The organism is Nisaea nitritireducens (assembly GCF_014904795.1).
Classification (GTDB): domain Bacteria; phylum Pseudomonadota; class Alphaproteobacteria; order Thalassobaculales; family Thalassobaculaceae; genus Nisaea; species Nisaea nitritireducens.
The window spans coordinates 74,112-94,497 of sequence record NZ_JACZFS010000014.1; the positions used below are offsets into that span (position 1 = coordinate 74,112).

Below are 20,386 nucleotides of genomic sequence, written 5' to 3' on the forward strand. Positions count from 1 at the left end.
ATCCGCTATTTGGCCTTGCGACGCTCCTCGACCAGAACACCCTGCTCTGCCAGTGCGGTGATTTCGGTCTCGCTGAAGCCATGTTCGGCAAGAATGGCGCGGCCATGCTCGCCGAATTTCGGCGGCACCGATTTCACTGAGCCGGGTGTCCGCGACAGTTTGATCGGGATTCCCCAGGATTTGTACCAGTCGAGTTCGACTGCCATGTCCCGGTGCTTGGTGTGCTCATGCGCCATGACATCCGCTGTATTCCGGATCGGCCCGACAGGCACTCCCGCCCTCAGCAGGCGGTCGCAGATCTCGTTTCCGTCCTTATCCTTCAGCAGAACTTCAAGCTCCGCCCGCAAGGCATCACGGTTGGTCACGCGATCCGCATTGCTGACGAACCGCGGATCCGTCGCCAGTTCCGGCTTGCCGAGCTCCGCTGTCATCCGCTGCCAGGCCCTGTCATTCCCGCCTGCAACGAAGATATCCCCGGTCTGGGTCGAGAATTTATCGTAGGGGCTGATATTCGGGTGCTGGTTGCCCGTAATCCCCGGCACCTTGCCCGACAACTCGTAATTCGCAACGTGCGGATGCATCAGCGACAGGCCACAATCGTACAGCGTCATGTCGACATACTGGCCGAGACCGGAGCTGTGCCGCTCAAACAGCGCCATCATGATCGCGTTCGCGGCATAGAGGCCTGTTCCCATATCGACCATCGGAATACCGACACGGGTCTGATCCACGGGTGTCGAACCATTGACCGAGAACCAGCCGGTCATGGCCTGAATGATGCCGTCATAGCCGGGAAAGCCGCCATAAGGACCGTCGGAGCCAAAGCCGGAAATCCGGCAATGGACCAGCTTCGGGAATTTCTCCTTCAGCACATCCTCGTAACCAAGCCCCCATCTCTCCATCGAGCCGGGCTTGTAGTTCTCGACCAGGACGTCCGCGTCCTCGAGTAGACGCAGAAGCACCTGCTTGCCCTCTTCCTTCGAAAGGTCGAGGCCGAGGGATTTCTTGTTCCGGTTCACACCGATGAAATAGGACGCATCGCCTTCATGGAATGGCGGACCCCAGTCCCGCACCTCGTCGCCCTGCGGCGGCTCGATCTTGATGATCTCCGCGCCGTGATCCCCAAGCATCTGGGTGCAGTACGGACCGCCGAGCACGCGTGTGCAATCGACGATCTTGATCCCCTGGAGCGCGCCGGCGGATGCCGCAGTGCCACTCATTCCGTTACTCCTCAATTCTCAAGGCTGGAACCGGTCAAAACGATCCGGTCATATTGGAAACCCGGCGACCCCGGGTCAATTATCAGGCTGCCTTTTCTATCCCGAAAACCTCGGCTGCGAAGCCCGGGTAGATTTCAGCGATCTGCGCGGCAACCGGCCCCCGGATGGTCTCAAGAGTTTTGGCGTCCGGCAGACGCGTTTCCGGCACGGCGGCCAGCTCATCATAATCAAAACCGGTCTGCTCCCTGATTTCCTCGACCGTATGTCCCGGATGGACACTCGCCAGGCTGAAACGGCCTTTCTCACGGTCGAAATGGAAGAGACAGCGGTCGGTGATCAGGGCATACGGCCCGCCCGGCCGGTAGATGTTCGGCTCCGAGGTTCCCGGTGCGCTGATGAAGTCGACTTTCTCCACCAGGGTACGCGGTGTGTGCTCCAGTCGGAACAGGATCACGCGCGGCACGGTGAAATACATGTAGGAAGAACCGAAGGAGCCCGGAAACCGGACCTTGGGTTTGTCCGGATTGCCGACCGAGACGAGATTGATATTCGCCTGCCCGTCGATCTGCGCGCCACCAAGAAAGAATGCATCGATGCGGCCCTGCCCGGCGCAGTCAAACAGCTCCTTGCCGCCGTCGGTGAAGAAATTGTTGTCCTCACTGCCGAGCACAGAAACACGGGTTCTGTCCGGATGCCGCGCCCGTGCCAGCATGGCCGCTGCTCCGGGCACCGGAGAAGACGCGCCGACCGCGATATGGCTCAGCCCGTCCAGCATATCAGCAATGGAGGCGATCAGGATTTCCTCGGCGCGGACGCCGTCGTTTACTGTCGTCACGTCTTTACTCCGCCGCCACGGCTTTGGTGCCTGCCATATAGGCGGCAAAACCATCTTCCGTGCGCGCCATATCGACATAGCGCGCCAGCTCATCCTGATCCGCGTCATAGCCGCCCGGGATGCCGAGCGGCCAGGCGCCCTGCTCCGCTTCGGCAATGGCGCCGACATAGAGCCCCGGGATCGTCCCAGCGGCGCGGACCGGATCGTCCAGCAGGTTCCCGTCCACGATCTTCTCGGCCGTAACCAGACTGGATTTCGCTGCATGGGCCATCAGCATCAGCTCGCGCCGGACACCGACCCAGACATTGCCGAACCTGTCCGCCAGCGGGGCATGAAACACCGCGAAATCGGGCTGGATCGCCTTCACCATCAGAATGGGATCATTCTCTGCGAAAGGATTCTGGCCAATCACCCAGTCATCCCGGCGCTTCTCGACATCGGATCCGATGACGCCGCGCAACGGCATGAAGGGCACGCCCTTCTCGGATGCCTGCAGGCCGGCATGGATCGCCGGGCAGGTCGCGTCCAGCATGCGAATACCGGCGGCCTTGATGGAGGCACTGAACCGGGGCGCCAGACCGAACTCGCCAAGCGTAACCGCCGCTGTCTCCACAGTGCCGACGCAGCCGGCACCGATCAGCTGATCCGCCTGGAAACCAAGGGCGGGAACGCCGACCAGATGAAGGTCGCGGACATTGCGGGCGATGATGGCGCGCACCAAAGCCATGGCGCAGTATGAATAATCCGGCGGCAGAGCGATTTTAGCGCCGTCACTCACCCGTGCCGCCAACCCATCAAGGTCGAGCCGGATGGCATCCATTGTCATTCCTCCCAGAATGTTTCCCGCATCCTACGCGATCGGTTGCCGGAATAAAGCCGCAACCCGTCATGACATCGTTTCCCATGCAAGTGGGTCCAAACCCATCGACGGCCATCGGCCAGGCGCATATTCTCCCCGCAAAAGAAGTGACTAAAAGAGCAAGGGAGTAACGGGGTGAGCGAAGTTTACGACTATATCGTGGTCGGCGCGGGCTCAGCGGGCTGCGTCGTCGCGAACCGGCTGTCGGCGGATCCGAAGAATCGCGTCCTGTTGCTGGAAGCAGGCGGCAAGGATCGCAACCCCTGGATCCATGTTCCGGTCGGTTACTACAGGACGATGTATCATCCCGATATTTCATGGGGTTACGAGACGGAACCGGATGCCGGCGTGAATGACCGGGTGATGGTCTGGCCGCGCGGCCGGGTGCTCGGTGGCTCCAGTTCTATCAACGGCCTGCTTTATGTACGCGGCCAGCATCAGGATTACGACCACTGGCGCCAGCTCGGCAACGAAGGCTGGGGCTGGGACGACGTGCTCCCCTTCTTCAAGAAATCCGAAAGTTACGAGCGTGGCGGGAACGAGTTCCGTGGCGGCGACGGCCCTCTTTCGGTCTCCGACATCGCCGACCGGCGCCCGGTCTGCGAGGCCTTCCTTGAGGCTTGCGAGGAAGTCGGTATTCCGCGGAACGAGGATTATAATGGCTCGACCCAAGACGGCGCCGGCTACTACCAGACCACCAGCCGGAACGGCCGCCGGTGCAGTGCCGCAGTCGCTTATCTCAATCCGATCAAAAGCCGGAAGAACCTGCGTATCGAAACCCGCGCCATGGCGTCGAAGCTGGAGCTCAAGGACGGACGCGCGAGCGGAATTACCTACTTACGCGACGGCATCGAATATAAAGCGGAAGCAACGCGCGAGATCGTGCTCTGCGGCGGCGCCATCAATTCCCCGCAATTACTGCAGCTCTCTGGCATCGGCCCTGGAGAGCATCTGCGTAGCGTCGGCATCCCGGTGCAGCACGATCTGCCCGGTGTCGGTGACGACCTGCAGGACCATTTCCAGGTCCGTGCGATTTATGAGCTGGACGGCCTTGAGTCGCTCAACACCGATGTCGCCAATCCGCTGAAACGGATTGCCATGGGCCTGCAATACGCCCTCACCCGAAGCGGACCGCTTACCGTCAGCGCCGGTCAGGTCTACGTCTTCACCAAGACGCGCGCAGAGCTGGAAACACCAGATATCCAGTTCCATTTCATCCCGTTCAGCGCGGACAAGCCGGGCCAGCTGCTGCACCCCTTCCCCGGCGTCACATCCTCGATCTGCCAGCTCCGCCCGGAAAGCCGGGGCACAATCATGGTGAAATCCGGCGACCCGCGTGAGTATCCGAGCATCAAGCCGAACTATCTTTCAACAGAGGGCGACCGGCGGACAATCATCGACGGCATGAAGCTGAGCCGGAAAATCTCCCAATCCCCGGCCTTCAGCAAGCATCTGAAGAACGAGTATGAACCGGGCCTGGACCGTGCGGACGATGAGGGTCTGCTCGCCTATGCCCGCGAGAAAGGCGGCACCATCTTCCACCCGACCAGTACCTGCCGCATGGGGGCCGACCCGAAAGCAGTGGTCGATGCCCGGCTGCGAGTGCACGGTATAGCCGGATTGCGCGTCGCCGACTGCTCGATCATGCCGACCGTGGTCTCCGGCAACACCAACGCGCCTGCGATGATGATCGGGGAAAAGGCGTCGACGATGATCCTCGAGGACAACCAAAGTTAAGGGCATTCACTCAGAATTCCCGAAAACATAAAAAAGAGCCTAGGGAGTGGACGAATGGATTTCAGCGAGGATCCAATCATCGAGGTAGTGCGCGACACGGTCCGCCGGGTCTATGACGTCGAGATTGCCCCGAAGATTGACGCATACGAAGCTTCCGGTGAGTTTCCCTACGAGATCATCCGCGCCATGGGCGGTGCGGGTTTGTTCAGCGCGGCCTTTCCCGAAGAGATGGGCGGGACCGCACTGGGTTTTGCCGCTGTCGGAACCATCGCCGAGGAGATTTCCCGTCTCTCGCCGGGCTTTGGCTATGCCATGAACATGCAGGCCATGACCTGTCCCTTCACCATCTTCAATTGGGGCACGCCTGAACAGGCTCGGCATTTCGTTCCGGAGCTTATCTCGGGCCGGAAGATAGGCATGTTCGCCTTGACGGAGCCCGGCGGCGGCTCCGATCCCGGTGGCGCCATGCGGACCGTGGCAAAGCGTGACGGCGACAGCTATGTGCTGAACGGCTCCAAGATCTGGATCACCTTCTCAAATGCCGCCGATGTGGGTGTGTTGTTCGCGAAGACAGATCCGGCCGCCGGCAAGCGCGGTATTTCGGCATTCATTGTCGAGCCGAAGAGCGCGCCCGGTTTCACCGCCCGGCCGATCGAAATGCGTCCGCTGTCCAATTGCCTGCGCTCCTGCGAGGTCTTTTTGGAGGATTTCCGGGTGCCGGCAGAAAACCTGCTCGGCAACGAGGGCGAAGGACTTAAGGTCGCACTTAATGCGCTGGAATACGGACGTTTGACCGTTTCCGGGAGACTGATCGGGCTGGCCCAGGCCTGTTTCGACGAAACATTGCGCTATGCACAGGAACGGGAAGTCGGAGGGCAAAAGATAGGCGCCTATCAGATGGTCCAGCACCCGATAGCCGATGTTGCCGTCGGAATCGATGCAGCACGCCTGATGATGCGCCGTATGGCCTGGCTGATGGATAAGGGCGAGCGCTCGACCAGGGCCGCAGCGCGGGCGAAGTATCTGGCCTCGGAAGTCGCACAGAAAGCGGCTCAAACCGCCAGGGACACGTTCGCCGCCTATGCCCTCGCGGAGGAGTACCCGATCAACACGCTTTCCGCTTACGTAAACATGCTGACTGTTGGCGAGGGTACCCCGAATGTACAGCGTATCCTGATCGCTGAAGACGCGCTTGGCTTCAAGACTGCCGACCGGCACCCGGTCATGAACCCGCTGAGACGCCAAAAAGCCTTATACAAATGAAAAGGCCGCCCGAAGGCGGCCTCTCAGATCAGGTTTGCAAAAACGTAGTCGTTCAGAGCTTTTCGACGTTCACACCGATGGTGATAGCCCCGATCGGCTTGCCGCCATCACTGATGGTCGCGGACATCTGCGACTGGAATGCACCCGAGCTTTCGTCGAACTCAACCTCGTCGATGAAGAGAGCATCGCCGCCAGAACCATACGTCTTCTGGTGCTTGCCTTCATCGCCCTGCATGTAATCGGACGTCAGATCGCTCAAGCCCACATTGAGGCCCTTTGCGTCCATAACGAACGCCTCGGCAATCTTGCCGCCGGCTTCTTCCTTCTTCTGCTTCAGCCAGGCTGACAACGCGTTGCTGGAAACCTTCTCCACGAGCGGACCACTACCCGCCTTTGCTTCGGCGCGCCACTGCTTGTCGAGAGTATCGATCTTCGCCGCATCAAAGCCGGCCGTTTCTCCGTTCTGCGCCTTAATGGCTGCAATCACCGCCGGATCGGTAAGCCAAGCCTTCACCGTACTGTTGTAGAATTCCTTGATCTGCGGCTCAAAATCGTTTGCTGCGGCCGGCATGGCAAAAGCCATGGTCAAGGCGAGTACGGCAAGTCCGTTTGCAATTTTTTTCATGAGTGTCTCCTCCTAAAGCTGCCTTTTTGAATGGGACAGCAATCATCTGAACATATGATTAACGATATTACGCAAAACTTTGTTAACGCCTTATTAAATTGTGCCCGTTATTTGTTTCATGTTCTATTCTTTCAAGCCACAACAATGTCTGGGTTAGCCATGCGCATTGGATTTCGGATCGCTTCGGGTTTCGCCGTCACTCTTCTAATTGCTGGCGGTGTAGGTTTAATCGGGTATTTCGGCCTCAACCGATACGATCGGGACATCACACTGACACTCGATCTACTGGATGCAGTTGACACATTCAGAAGCTCGAACGCTCAAGTTAATCTGTACGCTCTCAGCCGAGCGGAACAGTATTACGAGGAGGCAGCGACCGGCGCACGGGCAACCAGCGAAAAACTCTCGGCGATTGAATCGAGAGGCGAAACAGATCCCGCGATCACCAACATCAACAACGAAGTTGGGTTGTATCAGGCAAAGCTCGAAGAACTGCATACGGTAAACACCGAGACCAAAGCCATTACCGCGTCGATGGCTGTGGAAGCAGAAGATATCAAAGCGAGCGCCGCCCAGCTCAGTGTCGCTGCAGGAGAGACATTCGCGATCAACCTCGCGGCCGAGGCTGCTGCGACCGCCACCCGAGACAGCAGCATTGCCATCATGAATTCGTCGAATGCGCTGCTGGCAAATGGTAATGGCATCCGGGCGACAGAGGCCGCCTACAGGCTTGAGCGGTCGGACGAGAACAGGACCGAACTGGAAGCCGGGACGAAGCGCCTCTTCCTTGACGCCCTGTCGCTGCGCAAATCGGCCAAGGGTACTCCGGCGGAAGCCGCCGCCGGGAAAATCGCTCAATTGAGCGGTGCCTACCGCAAGACGTTCTCCACCTTGGTGCAAGCCGTCCAGGACGGAGACTCTCAAGCAGAGACCCTGTTCAACGAACTGAGTAACACCAGTAAGGCCCTGACGCAGACGGCAAGTGAGATCCTGAAGGATCGCAGAGCTGCGCTGAAGGAAGCAAACGAGGCGTACGAGATCGCGAAAAAGAAGGGCGGCGAAGCTACAAATGCCCGCATCGCCGCTTTGGAGATGGTGATCGCAGCCGACGAGATGGCAGCGGAAACGAAAGCCTATATCGAAACATCGGACGAGAGCGTGCGCGCCGCTCTTAAGGACGCAATAAGCGCCGAAGTTTCCAGAGTTTTCTCGAAAGCGCTCGTCGTGAAGAAAGCGCTTTCGGAAGAATTTGGCAAGATCGCCATTGGTGCAGCAAAAGCCGCAAAAAGTTTTCGTAATCGGGTTGATACTGTAGACGAGGCCTTGGCAAAGCAGGCCGAAATCGAACAGCAGATGCGGACGGTCGAAGCTAAGAACTCTGAGCTGACCAGCAGCTTCAAGAACGACAAGCTCGCTGATCTGAAAGATCTGAAAGAACAATCCGTCCAGTCGATCCTGTTCGGCACATTAGGCGGTATAGCCATCGGCTTCGTTCTCGCCTTCCTGATTGCCCGCAGCATCGTGCGGCCGATATCCGCGATCACAGGTTCCATGAACGGTCTTGCCGACGGCGATCTTGAAAGCGAAATCCCGATGACTGACCGCAAGGACGAGATCGCTGAAATGGCCCGCGCGGTCCAGGTCTTCAAGGACAACGCGACCGAAATGAAGCGCATGGAAGGCCAACAGGAAGAGTCCGAGCGCCGCACAGCGGAAGAGAAACGCCGACAAATGGCGGAACTCGCCGATAATTTCGAAAGTTCCGTGAAATCCATTGCGCAGCGCGTCGCGGATGCCGGCGGCACAATGGAAGGCTCAGCAGGCGAAGTGAGTCAGGCAATCGCCCAAACGCACGATCAGGCCGCCGCTGTCGCCGCCGCTTCAACTGAAGCCAGCGCAAATGTCCAGACCGTGGCAGCAGCGACATCCGAGCTGACCTCCTCCATTCAGGAAATCAGCCGCCAAATCGCAATTTCGAACGAGAAATCGCACGATGCCTCGCAGCGCGCGGAGCAATCCGTCGCCCTGATGGGGAATCTGCGCAAGGCGGTAGGTGAAATCACCGAAGTCGTACAGCTGATCCAGGAAATCGCCGAACAGACAAATCTGCTGGCCCTTAACGCCACGATCGAGGCTGCCCGCGCGGGCGACGCCGGTAAGGGTTTTGCCGTGGTCGCCTCCGAAGTGAAGAACCTCGCAACGCAAACCGCCCAGGCAACGGAACGCGTCTCCGAACGTGTGGCAGCCATTCAGCAGGAAACCGACAGCGCTTCCGTGAACATGGAATCAGTGTCGAAGGTGATTGAAGAGCTTGGTGAGATCTCGGCCAGTATTGCGGCTGCGATGGAAGAGCAGACCTCCGCGACACAGGAAATTGCCCGCAACATCGAGGAAGCCAGCGTCAGCGCGGACGATGTCGCCCGCAACATCGAAGGCGTGAATTCAAGCGCCGAGGTCTCCGGCAGCGCCGCTGATGCCGTCAGCGGACGGGCACGCGAGCTTTCGACGCAAATCCAGAACCTCAACCGTCAGGTCGAGGAATTCCTTGTGGAAGTCAGGCAGAAGTAAGCGACGTTACTCAGGATCGGGCGCGGTGCCGACAGTCCAGAACAGGCCCGCCCCGATCAGCGCTGCCAGCGTGCAGCCAATGAAGGCAGCGCTGTAGCCGCCGGTCAGGTCAAACAGCAGGCCGGAAAAGAACGCACCTGACGCCGCGCCCAGGCCCTGCCCGAAATTCGCCGCACCGAGAATGGCGCCAATGCCGGAACCGGAGAACCGCCGCGCCATCAATGTCGTGATGATCGGCCCGCGCGCCCCCATGCTGAGACCGAAGCAGACGATATAAATGACCAGCAGAATGCCAGTGCTGTCCGCTGGTACAAGCGCAAGAGCACCGATGGCAATCACCGTGAGAACATAACTCCCGGTCGCGACGATCCGATGCCCGAACCGGTCCGCCGCCATGCCTGTCGCCGTCATACCGAAGAAGGACAGCATGCCCGCCGTACCGAATGCGAAGGCGGCTTGCTGCTCGCTCATCCCCCCACTGACCAGATAGGCGACCGATTGCAGGCTGATGCCGTAAATTGAAACCGCGGTAACGAAAAAGATCACGAAAAAGGCCCAGAACTCTAGGGTCTTCAACGCGGCCATCAAGGTTGGCCCAGAGGGCCCCGCCGAAGCGCTATGGCGGCGCGGGTTGCCGGGAGCCCCTTCCGCGATCCGGCGCCAGGGCAGGAACAGCACAAAGCCGCAAAGCACCGCGAAAACCAGCGCATACCAGCCATAGGCGTCCCGCCACCCCTGACTGGAGATCAGATATTCAGCCAACGGCGCCATGATCAGGGTTCCGATACCCAGCCCGCCATAGGTCATGGAAAGCGCCGTCGCCAGGCCTTTGTCGAACCAGCGGCTGACCACAGCCTGGGCCGGAGCGAGACCGATCAGCGCGGCGCCGAAACCGCAGAAGCCACCGATTGCAATCTGGAACTGCCATAGCTGGGAAAGGGATCCGGCAGCAAAATAGCCTACCGCGAGTGAGCCCAGCCCCACGGCATAGACAAGACGCCCGCCAAAACGGTCGAACAGATGTCCGGCCAATGGCGCGAAAAATCCGGTCGCCGCCATGAAGAGAGAATAGACCGAGGTTGCCGAGGAACGGTCCCAGCCAAGCTCCCCCGACAGCGGGAGCAGAAAGACGGCGTAGCTTTCCCCTGCCCCGCGCCCCAATGCCGTCATGCCAAGACACAAGGCAAGAACACCGAGAGCGCCGATCATGGCAACACCCGCTCCGCGCAATAGCGGCATCTGGAAACACTCCGGCAACGATCAATATGCGGCAGTCACACTAGGCCGTGACAGCCACAACCGAAAGACGCCGCTCCGGCACTTCAGTCGCGCGATTTTCTGAAAAGCTGCGTCAGGATGAGAAGCGAGGAGGAAATGACGATCATGATGGTCGAGATCGACGCGATAGTCGGATCGATCTGGTCCCTGAGCGCGTTGAACATGTTCCGCGTCAGGGTCGAGTTGTCACCACCCGAGACGAACATGGCGACAATCACTTCATCGAACGACGTCAGGAATGACAGCAAGGCCGCGGTCAACACGGAAAACCGGATCTGTGGCAGGGTTACATCCATGAAGGCGGTAAAGCGTGATGCGCCGAGGCTTCGAGCCGCCATTTCCAGGTTCATGTCAAAGCTCTTCAAAGCAGCACTGATCACGATCAGAACCAGCGGCAGCGCCAGGATCGAGTGCGCGATCACCAACCCGAACATGCTGTTGACCATCCTGATCTGCACAAAGACATAGAAGGCCGCGATGGCGATCAGAATGACCGGGATCATGATCGGCGTGATCAGCAGAACATAGAACATCCGGCTAAGCGGATGCTTGGTGACGAACAGGCCGTAAGCCGCCGCCGTTCCGATCGGCGTCGCAACGCACATGGTGAAGAACCCGGCCTTCAGGGATGTCCAGGTCGCCTGTATCCATTCCGGCGAATTGAGATAATGCTCGTACCAGCGGAGCGACCATTCCCGTGGCGGGAACTCGAGATACTGCGAGGCCGAGAAGGACATCGGGATCACGATCACCGTTGGCGCAACCAGCAGGATCATAATCACCGTCGCCAGAATGTAGAGCCAGAGACGTTGGCCATGGGTGATCTGGGTTTCGGAGGCGGGTCTGTTCAGCCAGTTCATCAGTGACCTCCGCCAAGAACATTGTCGAGTTTAAGCAGCCGGGAGGCAGCAAGCAGGATCGCCAGGGTGATGACCAGCAGGACGACACCAAGAGCGCTAGCGGCGCCCCAATTGAAGAACAGCTCGATATTGCTGGTGATCTGCATGGAAACCATGATCACCTTGCCGCCGCCGAGCACTGCGGGTGTCACGAAGAAACCGAGACAAAGCACGAAAACGATCAGCGCGCCGGCGAACAGGCCCGGCAACGACAGCGGGAAGAAGATATTCCAGAACGTCTGGCTTGGCCCCGCACCTAGATTGGACGAGGCTTTCAGGTAATCGGCACTGATGGCCTTCATCGAGCCATAAAGTGGCAACACCAGGAACGGCAGCATGATGTGCACCATGCCGATCAGTGTGCCGTTCAGATTGTGCACCAGTTTCAGCGGCTCATCCCAGAGCCCGAGATCAATCGCCCAACTGTTAATCAGCCCCTTGCGCTGCAGCAGGACCAGCCAGGCGTAGGTCCGGACCAGAAGCGAGGTCCAGAACGGCAGCAGCACTGTCAGCATGCAAAGCGCCGCCATACGCGGGGAAAGCTGCGACAGGAAATAGGCCAGTGGATAGCCGATCAGAATGCAAAGGCCCGTGGTCAGGAAGCTGACCTCGAACGTCGTCATGAAGATCCGGCCGTAGGCTTTGCTTTCCAGCATCCGGTTGTAATGCTCAAGCGAGAAGCTGCCGTCATCCGCCAGGAAGGACAGATAGAAGAGCCAGCCGACCGGAAGCACCATGACAATCAGAACCGTCAGGATCGCGGGCGATGCCAGCCCAAGCAGAGCCCATTCCTCTCGCCGCGACTGCTTCAAAAGAACCGTCTCGTTGGCGCGGGCTTCCGATCCGATGCTCACCCCGGTCACGCCTCCTCACGCGGTATCAGGACGGCGTCGGCAGATTTCAGGCCCAGCTCCAACCGGTCGCCGATAGAAGCTTTCTCGATCGGCTCGCCCGTGCGGGTTCCGGCCCGGACGGTCAAATCCGTCCCATCCGCAAGCGTGACATAGGCCAGCACCGTATCGCCCTGATAGACCAGATCGCGCACGGTCCCGGAGAAGACATTGGTATCCGGTGTCGGCGGGCCGTCAAGAACGCTCAGTCGCTCCGGCCGGACAACCAGAGCAAGTTTGCCGGCCGCAGGGAGCGCGCCCGTCTTCAATTCCGTACCGGAAAAGCTTACCCGGTCCCCATCGCGCTCAACCTGCAGAAAGGTGGACTCGCCGATGAACTCGGCGATGAAACGGTTGGCCGGACGCTCATAGATCGTGCGTGGCGTATCAAGCTGCATCAGCCGGCCGTGATTGATGACTGCGATGCGATCCGACATTGTCAGTGCCTCGCGCTGGTCGTGTGTCACATAGACCGTGGTCATACCCAGTTTCTCATGCAAATGGCGGAGTTCGATCTGCATGTGTTCGCGCAAATTCTTGTCGAGAGCGGACAGCGGCTCGTCCATCAGCAGGATGCGCGGACTGAACACTATGGCGCGGGCAAGGGCCACACGCTGTTTCTGGCCACCGGAGAGCTGACTGATTCGCCGCTCGCCGTAACCGCCGAGCTGAACCGTTTCCAGAGCGTCCGCCACCAGCTTTTCCGCTTCGGCCTTCGGTGTTTTCCGGAGCTTCAGCGGGTAGCCGACATTCGCCGCGACGGTCATGTGCGGGAACAGCGCGTAATTCTGAAACACCATTCCCACACCGCGCTTATGCGGCGGCATGGAGATGATCTCGTCCTCGCCGAACCGGATGCTTCCGAAGTCCGGCCGGGTGAACCCCGCGAGCGCCATCAGCAGTGTGGTCTTGCCGGAGCCGGACGGGCCCAGCAGCGTCAAAAATTCGCCGCTCTGAACCTCCAGATCGACATCGTTCAGGGCGAAGATATCGCCGTAAACCTTTGTCAGACCGGAAATAGAGATCGGAAGCGCTTGCTGCTTCGACATGCCAAATTCACCGATTATCACTGGATTGAGAACATAGCCGGATTAGGCCGGCGACGGGACGGCGGAGAACCGCCGTCCACGTCCCTTCGAAAGCGCTAACGCTATTCGGTCAGCATATCCTGATACATGGCAGCGGCCTTCTGCTCCCACTTGGCATACCAAGCGAGGCTGACAGGAAGCTGAACAGCGGCATTGTCCGGGTGAGACGGCATCATGCGCGCTGTCTTGTCGTCGATCATGCCGATTTCGTAGGCCTTCTTGTTGGTCGGCCCATAGGTGATGTGTTTCGGCAGGTTGGCCTGGATCTCCGGCTTGCTCACCTCCGCCAGGAACTTCATGGCGAGATCCTTGTTCGGCGCCCCTTTCGGGATCGCGAAGCAATCATAGTCGAGCAGGCCCTGGTTGAAGGTGTAGGCGACTTTCGCGCCGTCTTTCTTGGCCACGTCGAAACGTCCGTTCCAGCCCGTCGTCATGTCGACTTCGCCGTCTTTCATAAGCTGGGCATGCTGGGCACCAGACTTCCACCAGACAGCAATTTCCGGCTTCAGCTCGCGGATCTTGTCGAGAGCGCGCTTGATGCCTTCCTCGGAATCCAGAACCTTGTAGACATCTGCCGGCGCGACACCGTCGGCCATCAGTGCCGGCTCAAGCGCACCGGCGACCTTGTTGCGGTAGGCGCGCTTGCCCGGGAATTTCTTCACATCCCAAAAATCGGCCCAGCTCTTCGGTCCGCTATTGCCATAGGTTGCCGTGTTGAATGCCATCACGGTCGAGAACACGTCGCTGCCAACGCAGTAGTCCGTCTTCAGCGTCGGATAGAAGGTCGAGACGTCAATGACGTTGTAGTCCAGTTTTTCCAGCAGGCCTTCCGCGGCAGCGCGCGCGGCGCTCCCCGAACCGCTGGAAACGATATCCCAGGACACGGCACCGGCCTTCACTTTCAGACGCACGTCGGACATGCCGCCGTAGGTCTCTTCCTTCACCGTGATCCCCATGGCTTTCGACGCCGGCTGGAACAGTGCGAGGCTTTGCGCGTTCTGGTAGGAGCCGCCCCAGGAGGCAACAGTCACCGAGCCGTCCGCCTGGGCGGGCACTGCGGTCATGGACATCGCCATCGCACCGGCGGCAACCGCCAGCAAGCCACGACGCGAGAATTCTGTCTTCTTCGTCATAAGAACGTTCTCCGCTGTTCGATTTCTGGGTCTTATTCAAAGCTTGGCATCCCTGCCCGGCTCCCGGATTGGTTTCAATCCTGCCCACTGTCGGAAATTGAAGGACGCGATTGGACTTCAGAACAGGTCCATTCTCGATAAAACATCAGACCAATTTTATCCAAAATTCTTGCCCGGAATGGCTTTTCGGCTACCTGTTGAGGCCATCTCGCCACCTGTAGAAGGCCACGGATGCCGACAGAAACCATGGCCGCCCGGTATAGAGTGGACGCGATGGAAAACTGATTCCGTCGAACCCGGTTCTGCCTTCCTTAAGTCCCAGCATCTGCTGCGCAATCCGCATCCCCAAATATCCCGACATGGAAACACCAGAACCGCAGTATCCCATCGCATAGTGGATGTTTTCATGACAGCCGACATGAGCCAGCGTGTCGAAGGTGTAAGCGACGAACCCCATCCAGGAATGACTGACCCGAACACCGGACAGTTCGGGGAAGAGACGGATCAATTCCTGACGCAGCAACGGCGCGCTTTTGAGCGGATCTGTTTCACTGCTGGACACACGTCCGCCAAAAAGGATGCGGCTGCGATCAGGAGACGGGCGGTAGTAGTAGACCACCTTCCGGCTGTCACCGAGCATCCGGTCTGTCGGCATGATCCGGTCCATCAGATCCTTCGGAAGCGCCTCTGTCGCGATGATATAGCTGCCGATAGGAATGACCCTCCGGCGCTGCCAGCCAGATTCCGAACCTGTATAGCCGTTTGTCGCGACAAGCACGTTACGGGCCTTAACGGTGCCGCCGGGTACCTTCACCCGGAAGCCCGGGGCCGACTCTTCAATTCCCGTGACAGGGCAATGCGTCACGATCGTCACACCGGCTTCACGGACCCGCTCCAGCATTCCCTGATGAAACATTGCCGGATCGAGCGACGCCGTGCTGGTGTTCACGATACCGCCGTAATAAGCGTCGGTCCCAAGCTCACGCTTTTGCTCCGCCCGCGTAATTACCTCAAGCGGCTCCTCCAGGCCCTCGGGCTGGTTCGCAGCAGCCCGGGCCATGGCTTCGAACTGGGCCTGATTGTGGGCACCGGTGAATTTTCCAGGTACCGCAAAGTCACACTGGATATTTTCCGAGGCGACAAAACCTTCTACCCATTCCAAGGCCCGCGAGCCTTCGCGGATGATCTCGAAAGCCGTGTTTGCGCCGTAACGCCGGGTAAGTTTCTCATATCCCGGTTTGATTGACCGGCTGATCTGCCCGCCATTACGCGTGCTGCAGCCCCATCCCGCATCCCCGGCATCGAAGACCAGAACGGAGCGACCGGCCCGGGCCAGCACCAGCGCCGCAGAGAGGCCGGTGTAGCCGGCCCCGACGATAACGACATCCGATTTCTCCGGTAATGACGTAGCGCCAATATTGGGCCGCGGGGTCTTTTCCCACCAAAAGGGCTCAGTCTTGAAATCCTCGGTAAAGATGTCGGTCTGCATGGTTCCGTGTCCGCGTTTCAGCTATCGAGCTCGCTGCATTGATAGTGCGCACGTTCCAGCCAATCGCGCCTGATCTGAATGCCCCAGCCCGGCTCGAAGGGTATTTGAACCTTGCCGTCCCTGGCTATCGGGAACGGGTCATAAAGGTCTTTCTGCCACGGATAGTAATCGAGCCCTTCGATGGCGAATTCGACGTAGGGTCCAGCCGCCTCGATGGCACCCATCAGATGCAGCGTGAAGACGGTGACAAGCGAGAGATTCGCCGAATGCGGTGTGCAGGCCATCTCGTACCGCTTCGCCAGCTCGGCCACCCGCATGGTCCGGGTGATGCCGCCGAGATAACAGATATCCGGCTGCAGCACATCGACCGCCCCCATTGATGCCATCCGGCGCCAGACCGCCAGATCGCAATCCTGCTCCCCGCCGGTCACATCGATGTCGAGGGCATCCGCAACTTCCTTCGTCCAGTCGAGTTCCCAATAGGGACATGGCTCTTCGAAATGGGAGAACCCGTTATCCTCAAGCATCCGGCCGACCTCAATCGCGCGCTTTGGTGTGAAGCAGCTGTTGGCGTCGGCCAACAAGGTTGCCTTGCCGCCGAAGGCCGCACTCATGGCTGTGATAATTTCTTCGGTCCGGCCGGGCCATTCGTCGACATCATGGCCGTATTCGCTGCCGACCCTGATTTTAAAGGCGTCGTAGCCGCATTCGTCCTGGAGCTTCTTCAGCCGCTCCACTTCGTCTTCCGGAGAAATATCGCGCCGCATGCTGGAGGCATACACACGAAGCGGCCGAGGTCTACCGCCGAGTAACTCGCAAACGGTCTTGCCCTCGCGCTTGCCATAGAGATCCCAGAGCGCCGTATCGACGCCGCCAATCGCCCGTCGGAGATAGGCGCCGGGAAACTTGTGCTCCTTCTCCGGAATGATATCGACCAGCCCGTTCAGATCGAACGCATCCCACCCAAGCGCATAAGGCGCCACCTGCCGATGCAGCACGAGGGAGGAGATATCGGAATTATAGGTCGAGACCTGCCCCCAGCCTTCGCTGCCATCTTCGGTGGTCACCTTTACGAAACCAACGAACTCCGTGCTGAAGGTCTCGATCTTCGTGATTTTCATCCGTGGTTTCCCATGCGTTTGGATCAAAAAGCGGAAATTAGCAGCTCAGCAAAGACTGAATGATGACTCATCTTGACGAGTAATTTGGATGGAAATTAAGGTCCATTATCGACATTTCGCCAAACCAATTTTGCGCGCGATAAAAAATCTCCGCCATAGCGGTTGAAAGTTCTGTGATGGTGAAACGAGCCGCCGGCGCCCTGCTCAGCGCAATCCGCATCGATCACGGGTCGTCGCGCCTGCTCGCGACGCAGATCGTCTCCTCTATCCGGGACATCATCCTCACGGGCGGATTGAGGGCCGGCGACCGTCTGCCGGCCACACGCACGCTGGCCAACGATCTCGGCGTTTCACGCACCACCATGGTCGAAGTATTCGATCGGCTGACCGCTGAAGGTTTGCTGGAAGGACGCACCGGGGCCGGAACATTTGTCAGCCAATCCGTCCGGATAGGCCATCCGGCAGAAGAGACCGCAATCGACATCGCCAATGACGGGCCGGAGCCGCAGGCAGACAGTGCATTCCCGTCCCCTGCTCCCGTCGGCTCGGCTTTCGTTGAGCGACTCCCACACACCATCCGGGCATTTACGACCGCCCTTCCCGCCGTTGACATCTTTCCGATCGCGCAATGGACCCGCCAGTCGAACAAACACTGGCGCGAGCGGCGCGATGTGGTTCTCGGCTACGGTAATGCCTCCGGCTTTCCGCCGCTTCGGCGCGCCATTGCCGCACACCTGCGGGCCAATCAGGGGATCAACTGCCAAGACCGGCAAATCTTCATCACCAACGGCGCTCAGCACGCCTTCCATATCATCGGCTCCATGCTGCTGAACCGGGGGGACAAGGTCTGGTTCGAGAATCCAGGAGCAATCGGTGCCTACAACGCCTTGCTGGCCGCCGGTGGAGAGATGGTTCCGCTGCCAATCGACGACCAGGGCATGATGGTGTCCGAAGGACTGCGGCAAGCGCCGGACTTCCGGCTCGCCTTCGCGACGCCGCTGCACCAGCAACCGCTCGGCGTGACCATGAGTCTGGAACGCCGCTTTGCCTTGCTGGAAGCCGCTGGGGCGGCCGATGCCTGGATCATCGAGGACGATTATGACGGCGAATTCTATTACGGCGACCATCCGATCCCGACCCTGAAGAGCATCGACCATGCCGACCGCGTGTTCTATGTCGGCACCTTCAGCAAGACGCTGTTCCCCGCCCTTCGGCTCGGCTACATGCTCGTCCCCCCGGCCTTCGTCGAGCGTCTCGAGCAGATGTTCGCTGCCTATCTGCCAAGTGCCCCCCTGAACCAGCAGGCCATTGTCGCGGGCTTCATGGATGAAGGTCATTTCGCGACCCACCTCCGCCGGATGCGGCGGGTCTATACGGAGCGCTATCAGGTGCTGAAAGCCTGCGCTGACCGGGAGCTTAACGGACTGCTGAAACTGAAGCCGACCGATACCGGTCTTCACACGATTGCGCATCTGCCTGACGAGCTTGACGAAAGAGTGGTCGCAGACGCAGCAGACAAGGCCGGCATTACGGTGACACCATTCAGCCGTTACGCCATAGCCCCCCTCACCCTCAATGGCCTCGTGCTCGGCTTCAGTGGGGTTCCACCGAGCGATATCGAGGCAGGGTCAATGGTCCTGGCAAATGTTCTCGACAATGCCTTCCGCGACAGCCGGAAGACGAAGACAGTAAGGGTTTGAGAGTTGGAAGATCAGTTTGACTACATCATCGTCGGCGCCGGGTCGGCAGGATGTGCGCTTGCGGGGCGCCTCAGCGAGAACGGACGACACCGGGTGCTTTTGTTGGAAGCGGGTGGCGACGACCGGCGGTTCTGGATCCAGGTTCCCATCGGCTATGGCAAGTCCTTCTACGACCGGTCAGTGAACTGGATGTACATGACCGAGCCGGTGCCAACGGCAGGCAACCGCCCGAGCTATTGGCCCCGCGGCAAGGTGCTCGGCGGCTCAAGCTCGATCAATGCGATGGTTTATATCCGCGGACAGGCCGGGGATTTTGACGATTGGCGCGATGCAGGCAATCCCGGCTGGGGCTGGGATGACATCCTGCCGGTCTATAAAAAGATGGAGTCTCACGAATGGGGCGAGAGCGCCTGGCACGGCGGCTCCGGCCCGCTCCATGTCAGCGCCCCGAAGGACGACCTTCACCCGCTCTGTGAGGCCTATATCAAGGCCGGCGAAGAAGCCGGTCTGCCACGCAACGACGATTTCAACGGCGCCAGCCAGGAAGGCGTCGGCACCTATCACGTCACGACCCGGGACGGCGTGCGCATGTCCACCTCCCGCGCCTATCTCTGGCCTGCCCGGCGACGGTCAAACCTGCGGGTCGAAAAACACGCGATGGCCGAACGCCTGCTGTTTGACGGAACCCGCGCGACCGGGGTCGAGTACCGATGCCGCGGAGAGCTGAAACGCGCACATGCAAATGCCGAAGTGATCGTCTCCGCCGGCGCGATCGGCAGCCCGCTGCTGCTCATGCGTTCCGGCATTGGTCCGGCGGAAGACCTGAAAGCAGCCGGGATCGATGTTCTTGTCGACCGGCCCGGCGTTGGTCGGAACATGCAGGATCACTACATCGTCGACCAAACGCTGAAATCCAGACTTCCGACGCTCAACAACACGCTGACGCCATGGTGGGGAAAACTCTGGGCCGGGATGCAGTATGTGTTCGCGCGCAGTGGCCCGATGTCTCTCAGCCTGAATCAGGGCGGCGGTTTCTTCAAAACCCGCCCGGACCTTGAGCGGCCTAACATGCAGCTCTATTTCTCGCCACTGAGCTACCTGAAGGGCCCGCCGGGCAAACGCGCTCTGATGCATCCGGACCCCTTCGCCGGCTTCATCATGAGCATTTCGCCCTGCCGTCCGACCAGCCGGGGCTATCTGCGCCTTCGTTCCGCCGACCCGGAGGCCGCACCGGAAATTCAGCCCAACTACCTCGCAACCGAGCATGACTTGGAGGAGAATCTGGAAGGGCTGAAATTCCTCCGCCAGCTCACCAACACACCGACAATGAAGGACATCGTGCTGGAGGAACTCTTTCCCGGCCCCGATGTCGATGGCGACGAGGCCATGCTCGACTACATCCGGACCAAGGGCGGCAGCGTCTTCCATCCGTGCAGCACCTGCATGATGGGCCCCGACGCGCAGACCTGTGTGGTCGATCCGAGCCTGAAAGTGTACGGCCTGGAGAATCTGCGTGTCGCCGACGCGTCAATCTTCCCCACAGTGACGTCGGGGAACATCAACGCCCCCTCTATCATGGTCGGGGAGAAGGCGAGCGACATCATTTTGGAGGCTGCGAAAAGCCCCTGAAACCAAGATCTTCCTCCGGAGCAGGACATGTCCGTCGTGCCTGCCCTGAAAA

Annotated in this window: 16 protein-coding genes; 5 read left to right on the forward strand and 11 right to left on the reverse strand. The window is 59.6% G+C overall.

The genetic code is table 11. The annotated features are described in order from the left end of the window. Positions 1-5: 5 nt before the first annotated feature. From IG629_RS05255 to IG629_RS05265, 3 genes are all read right to left on the reverse strand, one after another. Positions 6-1,220, reverse strand: a complete 1,215-nt coding sequence (locus tag IG629_RS05255; RefSeq protein ID WP_193170921.1) for a CaiB/BaiF CoA transferase family protein — start codon at positions 1,218-1,220, stop codon at positions 6-8. Positions 1,221-1,302: 82 nt separating this feature from the next. Continuing rightward, positions 1,303-2,055 (reverse strand): CoA-transferase, encoded by a 753-nt coding sequence (locus IG629_RS05260; RefSeq protein WP_319025016.1) that lies wholly within the window; start codon positions 2,053-2,055, stop codon positions 1,303-1,305. 4 nt (positions 2,056-2,059) lie between these two features. Further along, on the reverse strand, positions 2,060-2,875 hold the full coding sequence (locus IG629_RS05265) for a CoA transferase subunit A (RefSeq protein WP_193170922.1): 816 nt from the start codon (positions 2,873-2,875) through the stop codon (positions 2,060-2,062). A gap of 174 nt (positions 2,876-3,049) precedes the next feature. Between IG629_RS05265 and IG629_RS05270 the strand changes: the two genes are divergently transcribed. Both IG629_RS05270 and IG629_RS05275 read left to right on the forward strand, forming a co-directional pair. Further along, positions 3,050-4,651: a GMC family oxidoreductase gene (locus IG629_RS05270; protein WP_193170923.1), complete on the forward strand. Its 1,602-nt coding sequence runs from the start codon at positions 3,050-3,052 to the stop codon at positions 4,649-4,651. Between the two features lie 54 nt (positions 4,652-4,705). Next, positions 4,706-5,914, forward strand: a complete 1,209-nt coding sequence (locus IG629_RS05275) for an acyl-CoA dehydrogenase family protein (protein ID WP_193170924.1) — start codon at positions 4,706-4,708, stop codon at positions 5,912-5,914. 52 nt (positions 5,915-5,966) lie between these two features. On the opposite strand, the gene IG629_RS05280 is transcribed toward IG629_RS05275, so the two are convergent. Then, entirely contained in the window at positions 5,967-6,539 is a 573-nt protein-coding gene (locus IG629_RS05280; protein ID WP_193170925.1) for a hypothetical protein, read from the reverse strand. Between the two features lie 159 nt (positions 6,540-6,698). Here IG629_RS05280 and IG629_RS05285 point away from each other — a divergent pair, with 159 nt between their 5' ends. Then, on the forward strand, positions 6,699-9,107 hold the full coding sequence (locus IG629_RS05285) for a methyl-accepting chemotaxis protein (RefSeq protein WP_193170926.1): 2,409 nt from the start codon (positions 6,699-6,701) through the stop codon (positions 9,105-9,107). A gap of 6 nt (positions 9,108-9,113) precedes the next feature. Here IG629_RS05285 and IG629_RS05290 read toward each other — a convergent pair whose 3' ends face one another. The 7 genes from IG629_RS05290 to IG629_RS05320 all read right to left on the reverse strand — a co-directional run bounded on the left by IG629_RS05290 (position 9,114) and on the right by IG629_RS05320 (position 17,005). Beyond that, entirely contained in the window at positions 9,114-10,346 is a 1,233-nt protein-coding gene (locus IG629_RS05290) for an MFS transporter (protein WP_193170927.1), read from the reverse strand. 83 nt (positions 10,347-10,429) lie between these two features. Continuing rightward, positions 10,430-11,245: an ABC transporter permease gene (locus IG629_RS05295; RefSeq protein WP_193170928.1), complete on the reverse strand. Its 816-nt coding sequence runs from the start codon at positions 11,243-11,245 to the stop codon at positions 10,430-10,432. Beyond that, positions 11,245-12,138, reverse strand: coding sequence for an ABC transporter permease (locus IG629_RS05300; protein ID WP_319025017.1), 894 nt, complete (start codon positions 12,136-12,138; stop codon positions 11,245-11,247). Before IG629_RS05300 ends, IG629_RS05295 begins: the two co-directional genes overlap by 1 nt. Positions 12,139-12,143: 5 nt before the next feature. Then, positions 12,144-13,223 carry an ABC transporter ATP-binding protein gene (locus tag IG629_RS05305; RefSeq protein WP_193170929.1) on the reverse strand — a complete coding sequence of 360 codons (1,080 nt, stop codon included), beginning with the start codon at positions 13,221-13,223 and terminating at the stop codon, positions 12,144-12,146. A 101-nt stretch (positions 13,224-13,324) separates the two neighbouring features. After that, complete coding sequence (locus tag IG629_RS05310; protein ID WP_226886469.1) at positions 13,325-14,395, reverse strand: ABC transporter substrate-binding protein; 1,071 nt, start codon at positions 14,393-14,395, stop codon at positions 13,325-13,327. Between the two features lie 190 nt (positions 14,396-14,585). Next, a complete protein-coding gene (locus IG629_RS05315; protein WP_193170930.1) occupies positions 14,586-15,884 on the reverse strand; it encodes an NAD(P)/FAD-dependent oxidoreductase in 1,299 nt (432 codons plus the stop codon). A 17-nt stretch (positions 15,885-15,901) separates the two neighbouring features. After that, positions 15,902-17,005 (reverse strand): mandelate racemase/muconate lactonizing enzyme family protein, encoded by a 1,104-nt coding sequence (locus IG629_RS05320; protein ID WP_193170931.1) that lies wholly within the window; start codon positions 17,003-17,005, stop codon positions 15,902-15,904. A 176-nt stretch (positions 17,006-17,181) separates the two neighbouring features. Between IG629_RS05320 and pdxR the strand changes: the two genes are divergently transcribed. Beyond that, entirely contained in the window at positions 17,182-18,705 is a 1,524-nt protein-coding gene (gene pdxR, locus IG629_RS05325; protein WP_193170932.1) for a MocR-like pyridoxine biosynthesis transcription factor PdxR, read from the forward strand. A gap of 3 nt (positions 18,706-18,708) precedes the next feature. Then, entirely contained in the window at positions 18,709-20,334 is a 1,626-nt protein-coding gene (locus tag IG629_RS05330) for a GMC family oxidoreductase (protein WP_193170933.1), read from the forward strand. Positions 20,335-20,386: the final 52 nt, after the last annotated feature.